This window comes from Dactylosporangium vinaceum (genome assembly GCF_019904175.1).
Taxonomy (GTDB): Bacteria; Actinomycetota; Actinomycetes; order Mycobacteriales; family Micromonosporaceae; genus Dactylosporangium; species Dactylosporangium vinaceum.
Genome location: NZ_CP061913.1, coordinates 4,357,137 through 4,376,564 on the forward strand (window position 1 = coordinate 4,357,137; position 19,428 = coordinate 4,376,564).

Below are 19,428 nucleotides of genomic sequence, written 5' to 3' on the forward strand. Positions count from 1 at the left end.
GCTTGCCGGCCGGCCCGCGGACCGATCCGGGCCGCGGTCAGAGAGTAGGCCACGGTAGCCAGGCCCAGAGCCGGAACTCACCGGCCGGAGTAGGTCCGTGTTCCAGGCGTCCACCAGCGAGGGCGGCGCGTTCGGTGAGCCCGATGAGGCCGATACCGGCGCCGGGAACTGCGGTACCACCGCCGGTGCCCATCGGGCACGGGTTGCGGATCTCGACGGTCACGCCGTCACCCGGGGCGGCCCGGACGGTGACGGCCACCTCGGCGTCGGGGGCGTGCTTGCGGGCGTTGGTCAGCCCCTCCTGCACGATCCGGTACGCGCTGCGCCCCACACCGGCCGGCACGGCGGACAGGGTGTCGATCTGGCCGTCGAGCCGGACCCGCATCCCGGCGCGCCGCGACTGGTCGACGAGGTCAGGGAGGCCGGCCAGGGTGGGCTGCGGCCGTTCCGGCGTCTCGCCGGAGCGGTCGACGCCGGTGCGGAGGACGCCGATCACCTCCCGCAGGTCCTCCAGCGCCCGGTAGGCGCTCTCGCGGATCACCCCGGCGGCCCGGGCAACCTCCTCGGGCGCCGCATCGGGGCGTAGTTCCAGCGCCCCGGCGTGCAGGCTCAGCAGGGATAGGCGGTGGGCGAGCACGTCGTGCATCTCCCGGGCGATCCGGTTGCGTTCGCCCTGCCGGGCTTCGGCGACGCGCAGTTCCTGTTCGGCCGCGACCCGCCCGGCCCGCTCCCGCAGCGATTGGCGTCGCGCCCGCACGAACATGCCGCAGGCGAGCACCGCGAGCGCGAGGACGGCGCCCAGCACGATCTGCGACCAGGGCCCGACCGGGACGTCCGGCCGGACCAGCGGCGAGAGGAACGGTACGAGCGCGTAACCGGCCGCGATCGGGGCGACCACCGTGAAGCGTCGGTGGACCGCGACGGTGAACAGCGCGACGAGCGCCGTGCCCGCGGCGGATGTCGCGTAGGCACCGACCAGACCGGCGGCGACGGCGAGGCCGACCGGCCAGCGCCGGCGCAGCCACACCGCCAGACTGCACAGGCTGCCGAGGACGATGTCGACGGCGAGCGGGACCGGCGCAATGTGCTGCGCGCGGCTGTCGACCAGGGCGAGCACCACGATGACGACGGCCAGCAGGAAACAGGTGGCGTCGACGACCCGGCCGCGGGCCGTGCGCCCGGCCGGGCGCACGGGGTCGTGGTCAGCATCGCTGATCACGCCCGCCGGTAGCGGGCTGCGATCCCGCGGGTCCGCCGGCACCGTCATGATCAAAGGGTACGGCCGGCCGGGCTGCCTGACATCCGACCAAAGTCGATCCCGAGGTGTAGACCTTCGGCCCGCCGCCATCGACTTCGGCTCGTAGCGGCGTATCCGGCCGCTCCAGCAGGCTGTTCCACATCACCGCAACGGGCGGCCCGGGCAAACTCCGAAACCAAGTGCGGCAATCCTCTCGCTGTCAGCGCGGCGACGGATGATACGGAAGGAAATGAGGGCGACGTGGGAACCAGGAAAGCAGATCTCGCCGCGCCAGAGGACCGGCAGGTCCTGGGCCGGGTGCCCACGACGCGAATCGTCGGCGGCGTCGCGGTCGCCTACGCCGCGTCAGTGATCGTGCAGAACGCGATGTTCGTGGGCACTGGATCGCCCGGCTACGGAGATCCTCTTGGTGATGTCCTCGCCTACCATGCCGCGAACCGGGCCGCCGTGGCCGTCGCCGTGGGTCTGGAGGCCCTGAACCTGCCACTGCTCCTGCTGTTCGTCACGGGACTGCACGGGCTCGTGCGGCGCCGCGGCGCCGCGGACTGGTCGCGGCTCGCGGTGGCCGCCGCAGCGACGTTCTCGGCGGTATCCGCCCTGGTCATAGCCACGCACATTGCGGTAGTGCTCGCCGCGGACGGCAAGGCCGAGCCAACCCCCGCCTTCGAGCTGATCTGGCAACTCCATGCCGCGGTGTTCGCGCTCGCGCTGCCCGCGCTCGGGGCGACATGCATCGGCGCGGCGCTGGCCACCCACGCCAGCGGGTTGACGCGGCGGTGGCAGCGGCTGCTCGGGGTGGCGGGCGGCAGCTCGCTCATCTTGGCCGGTGCCGGAAACCTCGCCATCGCGGATGGCTCGCCACTGGTGTTCGTCGGAGTTTCGGGCTTGGCCGCGTGGCTCGTCTGGCTCGTTGTCACCGGCCTGCGGCTCGTCCGTGGACAGGGCTGACGTCGCTTCATACCCGTACGGATGCACGCCCAGACCAGACCTTCCGCCACTCCTGCTCTCGAAAGAAGAACCGATGACCATCCGGACGGACACCCCGAAGGTGCTCGACAACCCGCCGATCCCCGTGCAGGCCAAGCTCGCGGCCACATGGGCCAGCTTCATGTTCCTTTACATCTACGTCGACTACTTCCACCTCTACAAGCCCGGTGTCATCGACGACCTGCGCACCGGCGTCGTCTTCGAGTTCAACATCAGCCCGACGCTGCTGACCATGATGCTCGCGTCCGTGGCGATCCCGGCCGTGATGGTGATGCTCTCCATGACGCTGCCCGCCCGGGTGAACCGTACCGCGAACCTCGTCGTCGCATTGCTCTTGATCCCCTACTCGGCGTTCAACGCGGTGGGGGCGTCCTGGGCCTGGGCCTCCTTCTACGGCCTTTCCATCGGGCTCGAGGTACTGCTCCTGGCCTTCATCCTGCGCTCCGCCTGGACATGGTCTCGAACCCCCGCCGGTCCGCAGCGACCGACCTTCGGCAGTGAGTTACCCGTGCAGCTCGTCACCGCGGAAGACACACTCAGCGGCCACGGCTCGGCGTCATCGGCTACACGCGCTCCATAGCCGGCCGACCTGATCGATCACGCTCAGGCCGTCCCGGACTGACAAGACATCCGCCGAAGGGTGATCAGCCGCCGGCTGGGTATGGATCGCGCATGACGGCGGTGAAGGTGGGGCTGTGCGGGGCGAGCATGGCGCTGGCGGCCTACGCGCAGCGCTTCCGGGTGCTCGAGGTGCAGCAGACGTTCTACGAGCCGCCCCGGGAGGCGACGCTGCGGCGGTGGCGGGCGAGCGTGCCGCCGCAGTTCGAGTTCACCGTCAAGGCGTGGCAGCTCATTACGCACGAAGCGCGCAGCCCCACCTACCGCCGGCTGCGCACGCCGCTGAGCGACGAGGAGCGGGCGCAGGCCGGCGGGTTCCGGTGGACGCCGGTCGTCGCGCGGGCCTGGGACACGACCGCGCGGTGTGCGGCGGTGCTGGAGGCGTCGGCGATCCTGCTGCAGTGCCCGGCGAGCTTCCGGCCCACCGACGTGACGGTCGCGCGGCTGCGGACGTTTCTGGCGCGGGCGCCCCGGCCGGACGGGGTGCGGCTGCTGTGGGAGCCGCGCGGGGCGTGGCCGGACGACCTGGTGCGGGAGCTGTGCGCGGAGCTCGACCTGACACACGCCGCCGATCCCTTCGTGCGGCCCAGCCTGACGCCGCTGGCCTACTACCGGCTGCACGGGGTCACCGGGGCCGGGCACGTGTACACCGACGACGAGCTCGACCGGCTGGCCGCGATGGTCGGGGCCGGACCGGCGTACGTCATGTTCAACAACCTGCCACGGGCCGCCGACGCGGCGCGGTTCGGCCGACGGCTGGCGGAGGGCGTCGTCGCCGGGGACGGGGCCGGATACCCGGAGCATGCCGATGCAACCACCACCGCGGAGGTCCCATGAGCGAGGACAACGGCCTGCCGACGATGCCCGGCACCGCCGACGCGGACGAGGACGCGGCGGGGGTCAAGGCGCCGCGCGTGCCGAACGCGCCGCTGACCGAGGCGACCCGCCCCGTGCCGGACGCACCGCCGGTGACCGAGCCGGAGACCCCGCCGACAGTCGGCCGCTCGACGCAGTACCCGGGCCGTGCGGTGGGCGACCGCCGGGCAGCGCGGCCGGTCCGGACGGCGTCCGGACCCGGCTACGCGGTCCAGCCGTAGCGCAGGCCTGCCGTCACCAGCGCGGCCAGGTCTTCGGTGTGACGTTCCAGCACCGCGAAGTCGACGTGCGTCCGCAGGGCACCGGGGGCCGTCGTCCGCAGCGCCGCGCGGACGGCGGGGTGGTCGAGATCGGCGCCCGGCCGGTACTGCCGGCCCAGCGCGCCCATCGCCACCGCCGTGATCCACAACTCGGTCAGGTACTTCGCGTCGATGCCGGCCCGCAGCCCGTCCGGGTCGGTGAGCCCGGCCAGCGCCGGTCCGCACGCCGCGACCAGGCGGTCGCCGTCATATCCGTGCGCGGTCAGCACGTCGAGGGTGGGTGTGCGGGCCGAGAACGTGCCGTCAGCGGTGTCGATGGTCGTTGCGGTGGCGTCGACCCAGGCGAGGAACGGCAGCAGCGCCGGCAGAGGCAGGACGGTGGGGCCGGGTGCTGCGGCGGGTTCACCGGTGATGCATGCCGCGCGGCGCACGCCGTGTCCCTCATTCCCGGTGAGGCTCGGCAGGTCGAGATGCTCGACGAGATTCGGTACCGCCGCGAGCATGCGGGTGCCGCGGCGTTGCAGGAACCGCAGGATCGCCTCGTCGTCCGGCTCGGCATCGTCGGTCTCGTCGCGCAGGAACGCGGCGAGGTCGCGCGCCAACGGTGCCGGCATCACGAGCGCCTGCGTGGGGACGTACGGATTGATCATCGGTACCCATGACGCGTCGGCGAGCGCCGCCCAGCGCACGAGTGCGGCCGTGCGCGAGCCCCACTCGACGAAGAAGCTGATCGCGGCGTCGGGATGCAGCGCGACGCTCGCGGCGACCGCGGCGGCGAACCCCTCGGCGAGTTCGATGTCGTCCTGGAGCACCAGGTGGTGGGTGGCGTCCGGGCCGCCCGCCGCCCAGGCGAGCCGGGCACTGCGCATCGCGCCGGGCGTGGCGTGGGGTTCGGGGTCGACGGCCGGCGTCGCGTCGATGGGAGCCAGCGCCGCGCACAACCGCTGCGCCGCGGCCAGCCGCGTGGGGTGGGTCATCACGGCCGCCGAAACGTTCATGGGATTTGAGTATAACGACCGCTCGAGTGGCCGCAGCGGACGCACGCATTTACGCTCACGAAAGCGACAACAAGCGTGCTGATATGTACCGGGGGCTTGCGCGTGTGGTGGAAGCAGGCTGTGCGGCCACGGATCGCGATCGCCCGGCAGGTGCGGGTGGCCGGCGGCGGCCTCGTCACGACATTGGTTGCGGTCAATCTACTGCTGGGCGTGCTCCCAGTGGTGTTCGTGGTGGCCACCAGCCGGTTGGTAGGGCGGATTCCGGCTGCGGTCTCCACCGGGACGGGAACGCCCGCCTGGGACGTGTTCCTCGGGCCGTTCCTGGTCGCGGCCGTCGCCTTCGTCGGGCAGCAGGCGCTCGCGCCGGTCCAGGTCGCCCTCGGCGAACTGATGAAACGGCGGGTGGACGGGTGGGTGCACGGCCGCATCATGGCCGCGGCCCTGCGCCGGACCGACCTCGGCGCCATGGAGGACCCCGACGCCCTCGACGCGCTGGGCGACGCGAGCCGCCGGCTGGCGGGCAACTGGGAGACCCCGGGCATGGCGTGCGCCGGGCTGGTTGCGCTGATCGGCCGGTACGTCCGGCTGTTCGGCCTGTGCGTCGTGGTCGCCACCGTGGCCGGATGGCCCGCGGCGGCCGCGCTCGGGGCCGCGACCATGCTGCTGCGCCACGCCAACCGGGCCGGTCTGCGCCGGTACTCCCAGGTGTGGGACGAGGTCACCGGGCTCGTGCGGCGCGGCGGCTACCTGCGCGACCTCGCGATGTCCGACGGCGCGGCCAAGGAGGTGCGCGTGTACGGGCTCACCCGCTGGATCGCCGACCGGTACGAACACGCGTACCGCAGCTGGCTCACGCCGATCTGGGCGGCTCGCCGCAAGGTCTACATCCTGCCGTACCTGGCGTGCACACTCGTCGCGCTCGCGGCCGCGGTCGTGGTGCTGCTGCTCGTCGCGCGTCGCGGTGCCGACGGCGACATCTCGGTGACCTCGTTGGCGCTGGGCCTGCAGGCTACGGTCGCCGCGCTCACGCTGGCCGCGTACTACCCGGAGAGCGACGGGCCGACCCAGTTCGGCATGCTCGCCGCCGAGGCGCTGCGACGATTCGAGCAGGCGGCGGACACCGCACCGGCCGGGCCGGTCGGCCCAGCGCAGCCGGTGCCGGCCGGTCCGGCCACCGTACGCTTCGAGGGCGTCAGCTTCCGGTATCCGGGCAGCGCACGGCCGGTACTGGACCGGCTGGACCTCGAACTGCCCGCCGGCACCTGCACCGCCGTGGTCGGTGTCAACGGCGCGGGCAAGACCACGCTTGTCAAGATGCTGGCCCGGCTGCACGAGCCGAGCACCGGCACGGTGCGGTTCGACGGCACGGACATCCGCGCGATGCCGGTTCCCGAGTGGCGCCGCCAGCTCAGCGTCGTCTTCCAGGACTTCATCCGGTATGAACTGTCGGTGGCGGACAATGTGGCCTTCGGCGCCGTGCACGCACCCCGCGACCCCGACAGCGTGCGCCGTGTGCTCGACCGGGTCGGTCTGCTGAGCGAGTTCGAGCAGCTGCCCCAAGGCCTCGACACGCCACTGCACCGCGCCTATCCGGGCGGCACCGACCTGTCCGGGGGCCAGTGGCAGCGGGTCGCCATCGCGCGCTGTCTCTACGGTCTCGACGCCGGCGCGCGCATCCTCGTCATGGACGAACCGACCGCGGCGCTGGACGTGCGCGCCGAGGCCGGGTTCTTCACGCAGTTCACGGAGCTGACCCGGGGTGCGACAGTGCTGCTGATCTCACACCGCTTCTCCAGCATCCGCCACGCCGACCGGATCGTGGTCCTCGACGGTGGCCAGGTCGCCGAGCAGGGCGGCCACGACGAACTGGTCGCCGCGGGCGGCCGGTACGCCGAGCTGTTCGAACTGCAGGCGGAGCGCTTCGCCGAGGAGGTGCGCCATGACTGAGACGCTGCGTGGATGCTGGGAGCTGCTGCGGATGTCGTGGCGGCAGCATCCCGCGAAGCTGATCCTGGCCCTGCTGCTCAAGACCGCCGAAGCGGCGGCCCTGCCGTTGGCCGCGCCCGCGCTCGGCGCGCTCACCGACGCGGCCGTCGCCCGCGAACCCGCTGCCGCGGCGCGAGCCGCCGCCACGGCCGCCGTCCTCGCCATGGCCGCCCTGACCCTCGGCCACTTCGCCCACGTCGCATACTTCGAGCTCGGCGAGCAGAACCTGCTCGCCAAGGATCGGGAACTCATCGAACTGGTGACCGGCTCGGCCGGGCTCGCCCATCAGGAGCGGCCCGAGTACGCCGACCGGATGCAGGTCCTGCGCCAGGAGCTGCGCCGCACCGGATCGAGCAGCATGGAGGCGCTGCTGTCGGCGCTCGGCACCGCCGTGGCCGTGACGATCACGGCGGTGCTCCTGGCCCGGCTCAACCCCTGGCTGCTGCTGCTCCCGCTCGCCGCCGTGCCGCCGCTGCTGCTGGGCCGCGCCGCGGAGGCCCGGCTCGCCCGGGCCCGTGAGTCCGCCGCGCAGGTCAGCCGGCAGGCGCAGCACCTCTTCGACCTGGCCATCGACCCCGAGGCCGGCAAGGAACTGCGGGTCGGTGATCTCAGCGCCGAGATCCGCACGCGGCACGCCGGGTTGTGGCGGGACGGGACATCGATCCTGTTCTCGGCCGAGGTGCGCGCCGCGGCGCTGCGCGTGGCCGGGCAGGCCGTGTTCGCCGTCGGGTTCGGGGCGGCGACGCTGCTGGTCGTGCGCGAGGCCGCGGCCGGGCGGCGCACCATCGGCGACGCGGTGCTCGTCATCGCGCTGGCGGCCCAGGTGAACCAGCAGGTGGCCGTCGCGGTGTCGCTGCTGCGGGAGCTGCAGCGGGTCGCCCGCACGCTTGCCGACTTCCGGTGGATGCGGGCCGTGTACGCCGGGCAGGCGCCACCGCCGCCCGACGCGGCGGTGCCGGACCGGATCCGGCACGGCATCCGGCTGCGGGATGTCTCGTTCGAGTACCCGTGGACGGGGCGGCCGACGCTTGACGGTGTGGACCTGTTCCTGCCCGCCGGCGCCACGGTCGCGGTCGTGGGGGAGAACGGTGCCGGCAAGACGACGCTCGTGAAACTGCTGTGCCGGTTCTACGAACCCACCCGGGGGCGGGTGGAGCTCGACGGCGTCGACGTCGTCCGGTTTCCGCTGGAGGACTGGCGCGCCCGGACCTCCGCGGCTTTCCAGGACTTCCTGCGCCCCGAGTTCACCGCCCGGACGGTCGTCGGTGTCGGGGACCTGCCGCTGGCCGACTCCACCGACGCGGTGACCGCGGCCCTGCACCGCGCCGGGACGCAGGATGTCGTGGACAACCTCGAGCACGGGCTCGACACCGCGCTGGGAGCGTCTCTCCCGGACGGCCGGCAGCTGTCCGGCGGCCAGTGGCAGAAGCTGGCGCTCGGCCGGGGCATGATGCGGACGGCACCGCTGCTGCTCGTCCTCGACGAGCCGACGGCGGCGCTTGACGCCGAGGCCGAGTTCGAGCTGTTCCAGGGGTACGCCGCGAACGCCGCCCGGGTGGCCGAACAGACCGGTGGCATCACGGTGCTCGTGTCGCACCGGTTCTCGACGGTCCGCATGGCCGACCTGATCATCGTGCTGGCCGACGGGCGGGTCGCTGAGGTCGGCAGCCACGATGACCTCATCGCCCGCGGTGGACCATACGCGGAGTTGTACCAGCTGCAGGCCGCCGGCTACCGCTAGTCGCCGGCGAGCAGGGCGGCCCGGTCGTCTGCGACCATTGCGGCGACGCCCCGCTGCCGCCGGCGGCGCAGCAGGTCACGGTTGGCGCGCAGCGGTTCCCCGGTGTAGGGCCGCGGGTGTTCGAAGTGGACGAGGCGCAGCTCGGGGGCGTCACGCCAGCCGTGGCGTACCGGCAGACTTCCGTTGAGCTTGACGAGCAGGTCGTCGTCCTCGCAGCCCCAGCCCCGGTACGCGGTGCAGTATCCGCCGAGCGCCTCGAACTGTTCCCGGCGTAGCAGTACCGATCCCCAGTGGAACATGGGACGCAGGTCGACCTCCCGGGCGTCATCGGCGTGGCCGTGGCCGGGTGGCGGATACACCATCGGCGCGTCGTCCTCCCACACGATCCGCTCGCCGGGCAGCCGGCGCAGGGTGCCGTCCGGATCGGCGGTGACGAAGCAGAGCCGGTCCGCATCGGACGGCTCGTCGGCGAGCCGCCACTCGGACACCGGACGCTCCGGCGGGGATTGCGTCATCCGCAGCATCGCCGGTTGGACGAACGCGCCGTCGCCCGCCGCGGCCCGTGCGCGCGCCAGGAAACCAGTGTCCAGCGGGGCGACGTCGGCGTCGGACAGATACACCCACGGCGTGGACACCTGCGCCGCGCCGATGTTGCGCAGCAGTCCGGGCGCGGTCTCGGTCGGCGGCGCGACGATCACCTGCACGCCGGGCCGGGACACGATGTCGTCGTCGAGGGCGAGCTCACCGGCGGTCGCGATGACCACCGTCACCGGTGCCCGCTGGTCGAGCCACGCCCGGACGGTGACCGGCAGCCGGCTGGTGCCGACATGGTTGCCGTACAGCGGAATGATGACGCTCGTCTCGGACACCTCATCCTCCAGTCACATGCTCGAGCAGCAGGGAGAAGCCGTCGGTGAAGTAGTCCGCGTCGCGGGCGAGCGCGACCCGCAGCAGATTGTGCGGTCGCCGGCCGGCGTGGAAGAACACGCTGCCGTCGACGACGCCGATGCCGGAGCGGAGCAGGCGCCGTCGTGTGCTCTCGTCACCGCCGGAGCCCGGCGGCAGTTCCAGGAGCAGCAGTGAACCGGCCGCCGGCCGGCGCAACCGGACACCGGTCGGCGCCGCGAGCTCCTCGGCCACCGCCAGGTTGCGGCGGCACACGCCGTTGAGGTACCCCGTGTAGTCCATCTGCACCGCCCGGCGGAACAGTTCGGTGAAGAGCACCTTGTTGCGGCGGGACACGTCGTACTGCATCACGCTCACGGACCGGCGGACCGCAGCCGTCGCGCGTTGCGATCCCGACACGAGGAAGCCGAGCTTGTCACCGTTGAGTCCGAGGGTCTTGCCGGTGTCCCAGATCGCGATCCAGTCCTGTCCGGCCCCGAACACCTCCCACGCGCATCCGACATCGTCGCGGCGGTGCACGCCCGCGGTGACGAACGTGTGATCCATGATGAGCGTGCCCCCGGCTTCGAAGCACGCGTCACCGATCGCCTTCAGGTCCTCCGGCGGCCACACCGCACCCGTCGGGTTCTCCGGCGAGGTCAGCAGCACGACCAGCCCGGCATTGCGCGTCGCGCGGACCTCGGCGATCCGCCGGAGCACGGCATCGCAGTCCAGCGCGCCGAGGCCGCCGTCGCGGCCCTGCGCGTATCGGGTGAACACCTGGCTTCGCTCACCGAGGAACAACGGCATGATGTCGATCGACGGCGTCGTGGTGACGACACCGATCATCGGCCGGCGCCCGTGGTCGCCGCTCATCGCCAGCGCCGCGACGAGCGCCCGATCGAGCGCGACGCTGCCGCTGAAGGCCGCCGACAGCGAGCTGTACGACCCGGGGGGCAGCCTCAGCATCGACCGGAGCGCGGCCTCGAGCCCGGCGTCGCTGGCGGCCTGCCGGGACGCCGACCAGTCGGGCGGGTTCGCCAACGCGGTCTCGTCGAGGGCCCGGTCGAGGTAGACCGACCGCAGGTAGTCCGGAAGCGCGATCTGCGGATAGCCGGGGCCGAGGTCGAAGGTCGCCCGCCGAGCGGCTTCGAGCTCCTGGTCGGTGAGCGTGGACGGGGAGCCGGCCGTCACGGCGTCGCCCCGACGGGCGGCCGCGTCTGCGGCCGCAGGCGACGGCCGAGTTCGGCGCGGACCAGCGGTACGTACGGGACCGTGGTGAGGTACACCAGGACCTCCGCCCGTATCCGGTGGCGCAGGTCCGCCTGGAACGCCTCCCGGGCCCGCTCCACACGCTCGGCGGTGGCCGCGGGCGGGACGCCGAGCTCGTCGTCGATGTGCCCGGCCAGCTGACGGGTCAGCTCCGTCTTGCGCGAGATCCGCTGCGACGGGACCGGCGGCGCGGGCGTGCGCGGTCGCTGTACCGACGTCAGGTATCGCGCCTCGTCGGCCAGGCAGCGTCCCGCCTCCGCGCGCTCCGCGTCGGACAGTCGCAGCCATGCGTGCCGCATGGCCGGCAGGTGCAGGGTGCTCAGCAGACCCTGCGGTACGAGCACCTGGGCGCACTCCATCAGGACCGGGTCCGCCGGGACGGTGCCGTCCCGCAGCCGCTCGACCCCGTCGCGCAGCAGCGCGGCGCGCGCCGTCGCACGGTCTGCGTACCACTGCTCGGCCACGTCCGGCTCCGCCGCTCTGCCGGCCAGGGCCTGCAACTGCACCAGATGGTCCCGGGCCCGGTCGCGGTAGGCCAGGCCTTCGTCGAACAGTTCGCGGCCGACGTCGGCGACGCTGAACTGCCGATCCAGCTCGGCGTCGAGCTGTGCACAGCCGAACGCACGCAACGCCGCCGGGTCGAAGGCCCCCGGTTCGGCGAGCGCGTGCGCGTCGCCGATGCGCCGCACGACCGCGTTGACGACATTGCCTTCCCGTTCCTCGCGGTGCGCCGTGAACGTACTCGTGACCCGGGGGCCGCGCAGGTGCAGGATGTGGGCGCCCCCGGCCTCGGCCGGCTGCTGCCGGCCCCGCGAGGTGATGAGCGCGCTGAGCGCCAGACTGAAGTCCTCGTTGCGTCCGCGTCGCACCGCGAACTCCAGCCCGTCGAGGCTCCCGCTGCTCGCGAACGCGCCACCGCGGAACTTCCGGCCGGTGACGGCGGGCGTGCCGCGCCGGACCCGCTGCGGTGGGATCCCCGTCCCCAGCACGTCGACACTTTCCTCGGACGCTTCGAAGAACCGTTCGAGCCACAGCGCCGTGCGGCGGTCCGGGTGCCCTGTGTACGCGGCGGACGCCAGGTGTGCGTCGGTGTCCTCCAGCAGGCCCAGCAGGTCGGTCGGCCAGGCTTCCACCTCGGTGGTGCACAGGAAACGCTCCAGCAGCTCGCCCGGTGTGCTCTCCGGTCCGGCCGTCGTGCCGTCGCCGGCGGCCACGGCGTCGCGGGCGGCTTCGCGCAACGCGACGAGCGGAGCATCGAGGACGGCCGGCCGTACGTCGTCGTCGCAGACCAGCACCCGCGACCCGGCGGCTGACAGGATGGCCCAGTTGCGTTGCGCGGCCGCGGACCCCGTCCACGTACCGTCGTCCGCGCGGCGGCCGAGGAGCGCGTCGAGCACCATTGTGCGTTCCGGGTCCGCGCCGGGCAGACCGGCCTCGATCTCCGTGCGGATCGCGTGTTTGTCTTCCGGCCCGACGTACCGGATCGCCCGCGCTGCGGTCAGCGACCGGATCTGCGATCGTCTGGTGACGTCGCTGTCGTCGTACACGGTGATGTCGGTGTCCTCGCGACCGAACCGGCGGAGGTTGTCGTCGAAGGCGTCGAGCGCCGCGCGCAGCGACGCGGGCCTGTCGCAGGTGATGACGGCGATCCGTTCGATGCGGCCGGGCCAGGGCCGGTATCCGGCCGGACGCCCCGCACGCAGATCGGCGGTGAACTGCTGTGCCGCGGCCGCGCCGGCCGTGTCGTCGCCGGTCCCGCGGCCGCGCAGCGCAAATCGCCACGAGCCGAGCGGCGTGACCGACAACCGGGTTCCCGCGTGCAGGTTGAGATGGTCGAGCAGGACCAGCAGGTCGGCGGCGACGGCTCGGTCGGGAGCTTCGAGCAGCGCCCGGCCGGGAACACCGGCGAGCACCGCGACCGCCGCGGGGTCGGCGTGCAGCAGTTCGCCGAGACGGTGGTCGAGCCGCCCGGCGAAGCGTGTCCAGGCCCGGACCCGGCGGACCAGCGCGTTGTGCACGCGGGCGGTCAGCACGAGACCGTGGTGGCGGACTCGGCAATGCCGCGTGCGACCGCGAAGAACTCCGCCAGGTGAGGGTTGGCCGCCTCGACCGCCTGAGCAGATGCGCAGGACGGGCCCAGCACGGCGGTGGCCAGGCACCATGCCGACACCGGGTGCTTCGTCGTGAACGTCGTGTGGTGCTCGTCGGGTGCATAGCCGGTACCGTCGCGGCGCCACGCGGGGGAGTGGAGCACCTGCTCGACGTCGGCCGCGGTGCGGGGCCACACCAGCGCCGGGTCCGCCAGCACCCGCAGATAGTCGCCGAGGCCGGCCAGGAACGCGTCGCTCGCGGGTGGCACCAGGGTGAGCGGGTCATACGGGATCGACAACGGGCGCTCCAGCGAGCGGCTCCGGGCCGCCTTGCCCACCCAGAGATCACCGTCGGACAGTTCGAGGCCTGAGGTGAACCACCGACTGGCCGGGTCCCAGCCGCCGTCGGTCATCCGCGGGTGGAACTCGAGGTCGAGCCGGTCGCACACCGCAGCTGCCAGCTCGGGTCGCGTCTGCAGCACCGTGAAGTCCACGACGGTGACCCGCTCGGCGCCCATGTCGCGCAGCCGTGCGAGCAGCTCCACCGCGCGGCTCCAGGATTGCGTGCCGACCTGGAACAGGGAGCGGTCGAACCATTCCAGGCCGTCATCACAGTCGTCGCGGTCGGGCTGCGCGTCGAACAGTTCCGACAACGTCGGTCCGATCGGCTGGAAGTCGTGCGTCCGCCGAACGTAGCCGATCAGCTCCGACCAGTCGGAGAAGCTGGTTCCGGCCTGCGCGTCGAGGTAGTCCCGCAACTCCTGCTCGGAGACCTCCCGGCCGCGGACCTCGGCGAGACGCTGCCGCATCGGGCCGGGGTTGCGCAGGACACCGAGCACCGTGGACGCGACCTGCTGCGCCGGATCACGCACCACGACGAGGAACCGGTCGTCCCGGTCGAACAACGCGATCTGCTCGTCACCGAGGTATGCCGCCAGTTCCTTGATGTACGGCAGCCGGTCCGGACGCTGGGCCTGCAACTCGGCGATGGCCGCTCCGAACCCGGATCCGCCCCGCTCCATCGCGCGACCCCGCAACACCGCGGCAACGGACGGGCTCTGCTCCATCATGCGCGCGACGGCGTTGGACCCGCTGCGAGGAATCGATACCTGCAGAACCTTCGACGTCGCCGATTCCGATTTTGCGCAGGTCACAGCGCCGGAGCGCCCTTCGTCAGGCATCTCGTCGTTCCCCCGTCGTGAAACGTTAACGACCATCATCACCGTAACCGCTGTGCACAGGGCTGTCCAAAGCACAGCGAATTTCGCCGATGTATGACCAGGCAGCGGATTGCCACTCGCTGGGGGAGGACCTGCCGTGGCGGACGGTGCCGATCGCTGGTTCCCCGATCGGTCCGGCGGCCTGCGCACCGAGACGCCGGACAGCGTCAGGGTCCGGCGAGCTCCGACACGGGCACCTTGAGCAGGCCGAGCAGTGTGCGCCGCTCGGCGCCGAAGCCCGGGGTGTCGGCGGCTCGCGGGTGTGGCAGCGGCACCGGGCGGTCTTCGGTGATCCGGCCGTCGTCGAGCACGATGATCCGGTCGGCGAGCAGCAGCGCCTCGTCGACGTCGTGGGTGACGAGCAGGGCGGCGAAGCCGTGATGGGTCCGCAGCCGGCCGAAGAGGGCCTGCATCCGCAGGCGGGTCAGCGCGTCCAGGGCGCCGAAGGGCTCGTCGAGCAGCAGCAGCTCGGGGCGGCGGACCAGGGCCCGGGCGAACGCGACCCGCTGGGCCTGGCCGCCGGAGAGCTCCGCCGGCCAGGCCCGCGCCCGGTCGGCCAGGCCGACCTCGTCGAGGGCCTCGGCGACTCGGGCCGCCGGGTCGCCGCCGCGCAGGCCGAGCGCGACGTTGGCGCCGACCCGCTTCCACGGCAGCAGCCGGTGTTCCTGGAACACGACAGCGGTCGAGCCGGCGATGGCCCAGGTGCCGCCGGCCTCGGTGTCGAGCCCGGCCAGGATGCGCAGCAGGGTGCTCTTGCCGGATCCGCTGGCCCCGAGCAGGGCAACGACCTCGCCGCCGGCGATGGTCAGGTCGACGCCGTCGAGGACGACGGCGGCGCCGAACGAACGGCGTACGCCGGTGGCGGTGGCGACGGTGCTCATGCCGCCTGCAGCCCGCGCCGCCAGGCGAGCAGCCTTCGCTCCGCGGCGCGCAGGGCGAGGTCGGAGAGCAGGCCGAGCAGCGCGTAGGTGACCAGGCCCAGCACCACCACGTCGGTCTGGCTGAACTCCCGCGCCTCCATCATCATGAAGCCCAGGCCGCCCTGGCCGTTGACCTGTTCGCCGACGACGAGGCTGAGCCAGCCGGCGGCGAAGGCCAGCCGCAGCCCGATGAACAGCGACGGCAGCGCGCCCGGGATCACGACGTGCCACAGGCGTTCGGCCCCGGTCAGGCCGAGCGTGCGGGCCGCTTCGACGAGCCGCTCGTCGATGTTGCGGATGCCCGCATAGGTGTTGAGGTAGATCGGGAAGAAGGCGCCCAGCGCGACCAGGGTCACCTTGAGCGGCTCGCCGATGCCGACCCAGATGATGAGCAGCGGTACCAGGCCGAGGTGGGGCAGCATCCGGGCCATCTGGACGGGCGGGTCGACGGCGTCGTCGCCGAGGCGCACCAGACCGGCGGCGGTGCCCAGCGCAAGGCCCAGCAGGCCGCCGATGAGCAGCCCGAGGACTGCCCGCTGCAGCGAATTGAGCAGGTAGCCGCCGAGGGTGCCGTCGGCGGCCAGCCTCCAGCCGGTCGCCAGGACGGTGGACGGCGCTGGCAGGCGGTCCGGGTCGAGCAGGCCGCCGCGCACGCCGCCCTCCCATGCGGCGAGCAGCAATAGAGGGCTGACCGCCCGCCGCCATCGCCGAACTGCCGACGCGCTCATCGCAGCAGGTCGGCGAACTGCTCGTCGACCCGGGCCTTGATGTCGACCTTGCCGGGGATCAGCTGCAGCCCGGTGAAGCCGTCGGCGATCTGCTGCAGTTCGTCGCCGATCGCGGGGGTGACCGGGGCGAGCGGCTGGGCGCTGCGGCCGAGTGCGCGGCGGGCGACGTCCTCGGGGATGTTCAGCTCCGGTGCGATGAGCTTGACCCGCTCCTCCGGGTGGGCGATGCCCCAGTCGGTGGTCTCGCGGTAGGTCTTGAGGAATTCACGGATCTTGCCCGGCTTGGTCTTGAGCGCCTGCGGCGAGACGAGGATGTACTCCCGGTTGTTCACCAGGCCGTCGCCGTCTACGAGGACGCGGGTGCCGGGAATTTCGGCGAGGGCGAAGTACGGGTCCCAGATGATCCACGCGTCGATCTGGTTGTTGTCGAACGCCGGGCGGGCGTCGGCGGGCTTGAGGTACTGAACGTCGATGTCCTTGATGGTCATCCCGTTGGCGTCGAGAAGCTTGACCAGCAGCCAGTTGACGTTGGAGCCCTTGTTCAGCGCGACCTTCTTACCCTTGAGATCCTTGAAGCTCCTGTACCCAGAGGCATCCTTCACCAGCACCGCCTCGCCCTTGGGCACCGGCTGCGACGTGCCGATGATCCGAAAGTCGATCTTGCCCGCGGCCGCGAAGATCGGCGGTGCCTCGCCGACCTGGCCGATGTCGATGGCTCCGGCCTTGAGCCCTTCGGTGAGCGCCGGACCGCTCTCGAACAGCGACCAGACGGTGCCGGCGGCCTCGGTCTTACGGGCCTTGACCAGGCTCAGCCCGCCGAAGCGCTGGTAACCGACCTTGAGCGGCTCCTCGGCGGTGCCCGCGGCCGGAGTCGCGGGTGTGCCGTCGTGCTTCGCGCAGCCGCTGAGTGTGGTGCCGAGCAGGGTCAGCGCTACGGCGGCGATCACCGTGAGTCGATGCATGGCGGCATAATACCCATTAAATCTACCGATTGACTAGAGATTGGCCGGAGGTGGTGTCGGCGCGGGCGGCCCTGCCGCGTCGTCGCGTGATCCAGACCACGGGGCGTCCACTGTGGAACCTCGTGGCCGGGTCGGACGGACGCGCGGTGTGCGGCGCTATCGGGCGTCTCGCTCAGGCCGAGCGGGCCGGCAGCGGCTCGGCCGGGCGACCCTGGAGTGGCTCGCAGGCCCGCTCGCGGAGCAGGGCCAGGAGGTCGCGGACGGCGGCCGGGACGCGGGCCCGGCGCCGGTGCAGGGCGGCCATGGTGACGACGGTGGTGTCGCCGGCGAGTGGGCGGGTCACGATGAGCCCGGCCCGCTCCAGCGGGTCGCCGTGCACGCTGTAGTCGGGCAGTACCGTGAGGCCGATGCCCTCGGCGACCATCATCTTGCCCATCTCGGCGCCGTCCGTGGAGTGCCACTCGGTGGGAAGGTGGGAGCCGAAGAGCCGGTGCGCGAAGCGGTGCATCAGGTAGCCCGCCCGCATGGCCACGAACCGCTCGGCGCGCAGGTCGTCGGCGGTGACCTCGGCCCGGGCGGCGAGCGGGTGGCCGGCCGGCAGGACCACCGCGGGGCGCCCGGCTATGAGCGGGGTCGCCTCGAGGTCGGGCGGCGCGTCGTCGCCGTCGAGCAGGTTGACCAGGCCCAGGTCCATCGTTCCGTCCAGGAGTGCCGCGTGGATCTCGTCCTGCTGCAGGTTGCGGACCTCGATGGCGGCGCCGCCGTGTGCGGCCTGGAAGGCACGCACCGCGGGTAGCACGAGCGAGGCGGTTCCGGCATTGACGGTGCCGATGCGCAGCAGTCGCCGGGCGGCGAGCTGATCGCCGGCGGCGGCCTTGAGCCGTTCGACGGACTCGAGGACGTCGACGATCGGCTGCAGCAGCTCCCGGCCGGCGGCGCTGATCCGGGCGCCGGAGCGGTGCCGGTCGAGCAGGGCGACGCCGAGCTCCGCCTCCAGTTTGCGGATCGCTTCGCTGACGGCGGGCTGCGAGACGTGTAGCTGCTCACTGGCGCGGCGCAGGGAGCCGCAGCGGGTGACGGCGGCAAGGTACTCGAGTTGCTCGATGCGCACGGCAGGCTCCGGTGATGGTGATCGGCGACGGTTTCCAGGCGATCGACAACGCCGTCCAGGCCAGGTCTTGCACTCCTATACCCTACTAAGTCTATAGTTTTTGCAGACAAAGATCCAGTCCTGGGAGACTCGAGTGGCCGAACGACCGCTGCACTTCGCCGCCTTCGTGATGAACACGAGCGGCCACATCATCCAGGGCACGTGGCGGCGGCCCACGGCCCGCCAGACCGACTTCAACAGCCTCGACCTGTGGGTCGACCTCGCGAAGACCCTGGAGCGCGGCGGCTTCGACGCCATCTTCTTCGCCGACGTCGTCGGGCTCTACGCGCCCTATCGAGGCGACGAGCGCAAATACGTCGAGGCAGGCCTGCAGGTGCCGAGTAACGACCCGTCGGTGCTGGCCAGCGCCATCGCCTACGCCACCGAGCACCTCGGCATCGCGTTCACCTCGTCGATCCTGCAGGAGCATCCGTTCAACTTCGCCCGGCGCATCTCCACCCTCGACCACGCCAGCCGGGGCCGCATCGCCTGGAACATCGTCACGAACTACCTGCCCAACGCCTCGCGCAACTTCGGCCTCGAGGGCCTGACGAAGCACGACGAGCGCTACGCGTGGGCCGACGAGTACGTCGACGTGACCTACAAGCTCTGGGAGGGCTCCTGGGACGAGGACGCCCTCGTGCAGGACCGGGAACAGGGCATCCACGCGGACTACGACAAAATCCACCGGATCAACCACGAGGGTCCGCGGTACAAGGTCGAGGGCCCGCACCTGGTCAGCCCGTCGCCGCAGCGCACGCCGCTGCTGTTCCAGGCCGGCGCATCACCGGCCGGCCGCACGTTCGCCGCGAAGAACGCGGAGGCGGTGTTCATCGTCGCTCCGAACGCCGCCGCGGCGGCCCGCGACACCGCCGACATCCGCGACCGGGCCATCCGGTCCGGGCGCTCCCCGCACGACCTCAAGTTCTTCCAGGGGCTGCACTTCGTCGTCGGCTCGACCGAGGAGGAGGCCCGGCGCAAGGGGGCCGAGCTCGACGAGTGGATCGACTACGACGCCCAGCTGTCGCACATGTCCGGCGCCGTCGGCGTCGACTTCGGCCACAAGGACCTCGACCGGCCCGTCGGGCAGCTGCGGACCGAGGGCGTGCAGTCGATCCTGAGCTGGATCAACGACCTGGTCACCGACCGGCCGCCCACGCTGCGCGACGTGGCGCACTACACCGCCCGCAACGGCCGGATCACCGGCACTCCCGAGCAGATCGCCGACCAGCTCGCGCAGTGGCGGGCCGCCGGCGTCGACGGGATCAACGTCGTCAACGCCGAGATCCCGGGCAGCTACGAGGAGTTCGTCGACCACGTCGTGCCGGTGCTGCGCGAGCGCGGCCTGGCCCGCCGCGACTACGTGCCAGGGACGCTGCGCAAGAAACTCTTCGGGCGCGACGACCGGCTGCCCGGCACCCATCCCGCCGCCCGCTACCGCGGCGCCTTCGGCACCGTGCACGCCTGAGGAGGCCGT

General features: G+C 72.1%; 17 protein-coding genes. 7 read left to right on the forward strand and 10 right to left on the reverse strand.

Going from position 1 to position 19,428, the window contains the following annotated elements; genetic code table 11:
• Nucleotides 1–37 precede the first annotated feature (37 nt).
• Nucleotides 38–1,267, reverse strand: coding sequence for a sensor histidine kinase (locus Dvina_RS19295; protein ID WP_223103859.1), 1,230 nt, complete (start codon nucleotides 1,265–1,267; stop codon nucleotides 38–40).
• Nucleotides 1,268–1,498: 231 nt separating this feature from the next.
• On the opposite strand from Dvina_RS19295, the gene Dvina_RS19300 reads away from it, so the two are divergent.
• The 4 genes from Dvina_RS19300 (at nucleotide 1,499) to Dvina_RS19315 (ending at nucleotide 3,960) form a co-directional block, all read left to right on the forward strand.
• A complete protein-coding gene (locus tag Dvina_RS19300) occupies nucleotides 1,499–2,206 on the forward strand; it encodes a hypothetical protein (protein WP_246656314.1) in 708 nt (235 codons plus the stop codon).
• A 73-nt stretch (nucleotides 2,207–2,279) separates the two neighbouring features.
• Nucleotides 2,280–2,825, forward strand: a complete 546-nt coding sequence (locus Dvina_RS19305) for a DUF6326 family protein (protein ID WP_223103860.1) — start codon at nucleotides 2,280–2,282, stop codon at nucleotides 2,823–2,825.
• A 92-nt stretch (nucleotides 2,826–2,917) separates the two neighbouring features.
• The gene (locus Dvina_RS19310) at nucleotides 2,918–3,700 is read left to right on the forward strand and encodes a DUF72 domain-containing protein (protein ID WP_223103861.1); all 783 of its coding nucleotides are present in this window, start codon (nucleotides 2,918–2,920) and stop codon (nucleotides 3,698–3,700) included.
• Entirely contained in the window at nucleotides 3,697–3,960 is a 264-nt protein-coding gene (locus tag Dvina_RS19315) for a hypothetical protein (protein ID WP_223103862.1), read from the forward strand. Before Dvina_RS19310 ends, Dvina_RS19315 begins: the two co-directional genes overlap by 4 nt.
• Here Dvina_RS19315 and Dvina_RS19320 read toward each other — a convergent pair.
• On the reverse strand, nucleotides 3,942–4,997 hold the full coding sequence (locus tag Dvina_RS19320) for a hypothetical protein (protein WP_223103863.1): 1,056 nt from the start codon (nucleotides 4,995–4,997) through the stop codon (nucleotides 3,942–3,944). The genes Dvina_RS19315 and Dvina_RS19320 overlap by 19 nt on opposite strands.
• A 120-nt stretch (nucleotides 4,998–5,117) precedes the next feature.
• On the opposite strand from Dvina_RS19320, the gene Dvina_RS19325 reads away from it, so the two are divergent.
• Both Dvina_RS19325 and Dvina_RS19330 read left to right on the forward strand, forming a co-directional pair.
• Nucleotides 5,118–6,944 (forward strand): ABC transporter ATP-binding protein, encoded by a 1,827-nt coding sequence (locus Dvina_RS19325; protein ID WP_246656315.1) that lies wholly within the window; start codon nucleotides 5,118–5,120, stop codon nucleotides 6,942–6,944.
• Complete coding sequence (locus Dvina_RS19330) at nucleotides 6,937–8,724, forward strand: ATP-binding cassette domain-containing protein (RefSeq protein ID WP_223103864.1); 1,788 nt, start codon at nucleotides 6,937–6,939, stop codon at nucleotides 8,722–8,724. Before Dvina_RS19325 ends, Dvina_RS19330 begins: the two co-directional genes overlap by 8 nt.
• Here the strand turns inward: Dvina_RS19330 and Dvina_RS19335 are convergent.
• The 8 genes from Dvina_RS19335 to Dvina_RS19370 form a co-directional block, all read right to left on the reverse strand.
• Nucleotides 8,721–9,593, reverse strand: a complete 873-nt coding sequence (locus tag Dvina_RS19335) for a galactosyltransferase-related protein (protein WP_223103865.1) — start codon at nucleotides 9,591–9,593, stop codon at nucleotides 8,721–8,723. The genes Dvina_RS19330 and Dvina_RS19335 overlap by 4 nt on opposite strands.
• A 1-nt stretch (nucleotide 9,594) precedes the next feature.
• Nucleotides 9,595–10,803 carry an aminotransferase class I/II-fold pyridoxal phosphate-dependent enzyme gene (locus tag Dvina_RS19340; protein ID WP_223103866.1) on the reverse strand — a complete coding sequence of 403 codons (1,209 nt, stop codon included), beginning with the start codon at nucleotides 10,801–10,803 and terminating at the stop codon, nucleotides 9,595–9,597.
• Nucleotides 10,800–12,914 carry a hypothetical protein gene (locus tag Dvina_RS19345; protein ID WP_223103867.1) on the reverse strand — a complete coding sequence of 705 codons (2,115 nt, stop codon included), beginning with the start codon at nucleotides 12,912–12,914 and terminating at the stop codon, nucleotides 10,800–10,802. Before Dvina_RS19345 ends, Dvina_RS19340 begins: the two co-directional genes overlap by 4 nt.
• Complete coding sequence (locus Dvina_RS19350; protein WP_223103868.1) at nucleotides 12,908–13,993, reverse strand: hypothetical protein; 1,086 nt, start codon at nucleotides 13,991–13,993, stop codon at nucleotides 12,908–12,910. The genes Dvina_RS19345 and Dvina_RS19350 overlap by 7 nt, the downstream gene beginning before the upstream one ends.
• Before the next feature lie 365 nt (nucleotides 13,994–14,358).
• Nucleotides 14,359–15,072: an ABC transporter ATP-binding protein gene (locus Dvina_RS19355; protein ID WP_223103869.1), complete on the reverse strand. Its 714-nt coding sequence runs from the start codon at nucleotides 15,070–15,072 to the stop codon at nucleotides 14,359–14,361.
• Nucleotides 15,069–15,839: an ABC transporter permease gene (locus tag Dvina_RS19360; protein ID WP_223103870.1), complete on the reverse strand. Its 771-nt coding sequence runs from the start codon at nucleotides 15,837–15,839 to the stop codon at nucleotides 15,069–15,071. The genes Dvina_RS19355 and Dvina_RS19360 overlap by 4 nt, the downstream gene beginning before the upstream one ends.
• Nucleotides 15,836–16,801: an aliphatic sulfonate ABC transporter substrate-binding protein gene (locus tag Dvina_RS19365; protein ID WP_223103871.1), complete on the reverse strand. Its 966-nt coding sequence runs from the start codon at nucleotides 16,799–16,801 to the stop codon at nucleotides 15,836–15,838. Before Dvina_RS19365 ends, Dvina_RS19360 begins: the two co-directional genes overlap by 4 nt.
• A 172-nt stretch (nucleotides 16,802–16,973) precedes the next feature.
• Nucleotides 16,974–17,912: a LysR family transcriptional regulator gene (locus tag Dvina_RS19370; RefSeq protein ID WP_246656316.1), complete on the reverse strand. Its 939-nt coding sequence runs from the start codon at nucleotides 17,910–17,912 to the stop codon at nucleotides 16,974–16,976.
• Between the two features lie 133 nt (nucleotides 17,913–18,045).
• Here Dvina_RS19370 and Dvina_RS19375 point away from each other — a divergent pair, with 133 nt between their 5' ends.
• Entirely contained in the window at nucleotides 18,046–19,419 is a 1,374-nt protein-coding gene (locus tag Dvina_RS19375) for an LLM class flavin-dependent oxidoreductase (protein ID WP_246656317.1), read from the forward strand.
• Nucleotides 19,420–19,428: the final 9 nt, after the last annotated feature.

What these genes read in the sequence shown, in the direction of transcription:
- Dvina_RS19295 (WP_223103859.1), bottom strand. Translation starts at nt 1,267, where the DNA reads ATGACGGTGCCGGCGGACCCGCGGGATCGCAGCCCGCTACCGGCGGGC.
- Dvina_RS19305 (WP_223103860.1), top strand. Translation starts at nt 2,280, where the DNA reads ATGACCATCCGGACGGACACCCCGAAGGTGCTCGACAACCCGCCGATC.
- Dvina_RS19310 (WP_223103861.1), top strand. Translation starts at nt 2,918, where the DNA reads ATGACGGCGGTGAAGGTGGGGCTGTGCGGGGCGAGCATGGCGCTGGCG.
- Dvina_RS19315 (WP_223103862.1), top strand. Translation starts at nt 3,697, where the DNA reads ATGAGCGAGGACAACGGCCTGCCGACGATGCCCGGCACCGCCGACGCG.
- Dvina_RS19320 (WP_223103863.1), bottom strand. Translation starts at nt 4,997, where the DNA reads ATGAACGTTTCGGCGGCCGTGATGACCCACCCCACGCGGCTGGCCGCG.
- Dvina_RS19330 (WP_223103864.1), top strand. Translation starts at nt 6,937, where the DNA reads ATGACTGAGACGCTGCGTGGATGCTGGGAGCTGCTGCGGATGTCGTGG.
- Dvina_RS19350 (WP_223103868.1), bottom strand. Translation starts at nt 13,993, where the DNA reads ATGGAGCGGGGCGGATCCGGGTTCGGAGCGGCCATCGCCGAGTTGCAG.
- Dvina_RS19355 (WP_223103869.1), bottom strand. Translation starts at nt 15,072, where the DNA reads ATGAGCACCGTCGCCACCGCCACCGGCGTACGCCGTTCGTTCGGCGCC.
- Dvina_RS19360 (WP_223103870.1), bottom strand. Translation starts at nt 15,839, where the DNA reads ATGAGCGCGTCGGCAGTTCGGCGATGGCGGCGGGCGGTCAGCCCTCTA.
- Dvina_RS19365 (WP_223103871.1), bottom strand. Translation starts at nt 16,801, where the DNA reads ATGCATCGACTCACGGTGATCGCCGCCGTAGCGCTGACCCTGCTCGGC.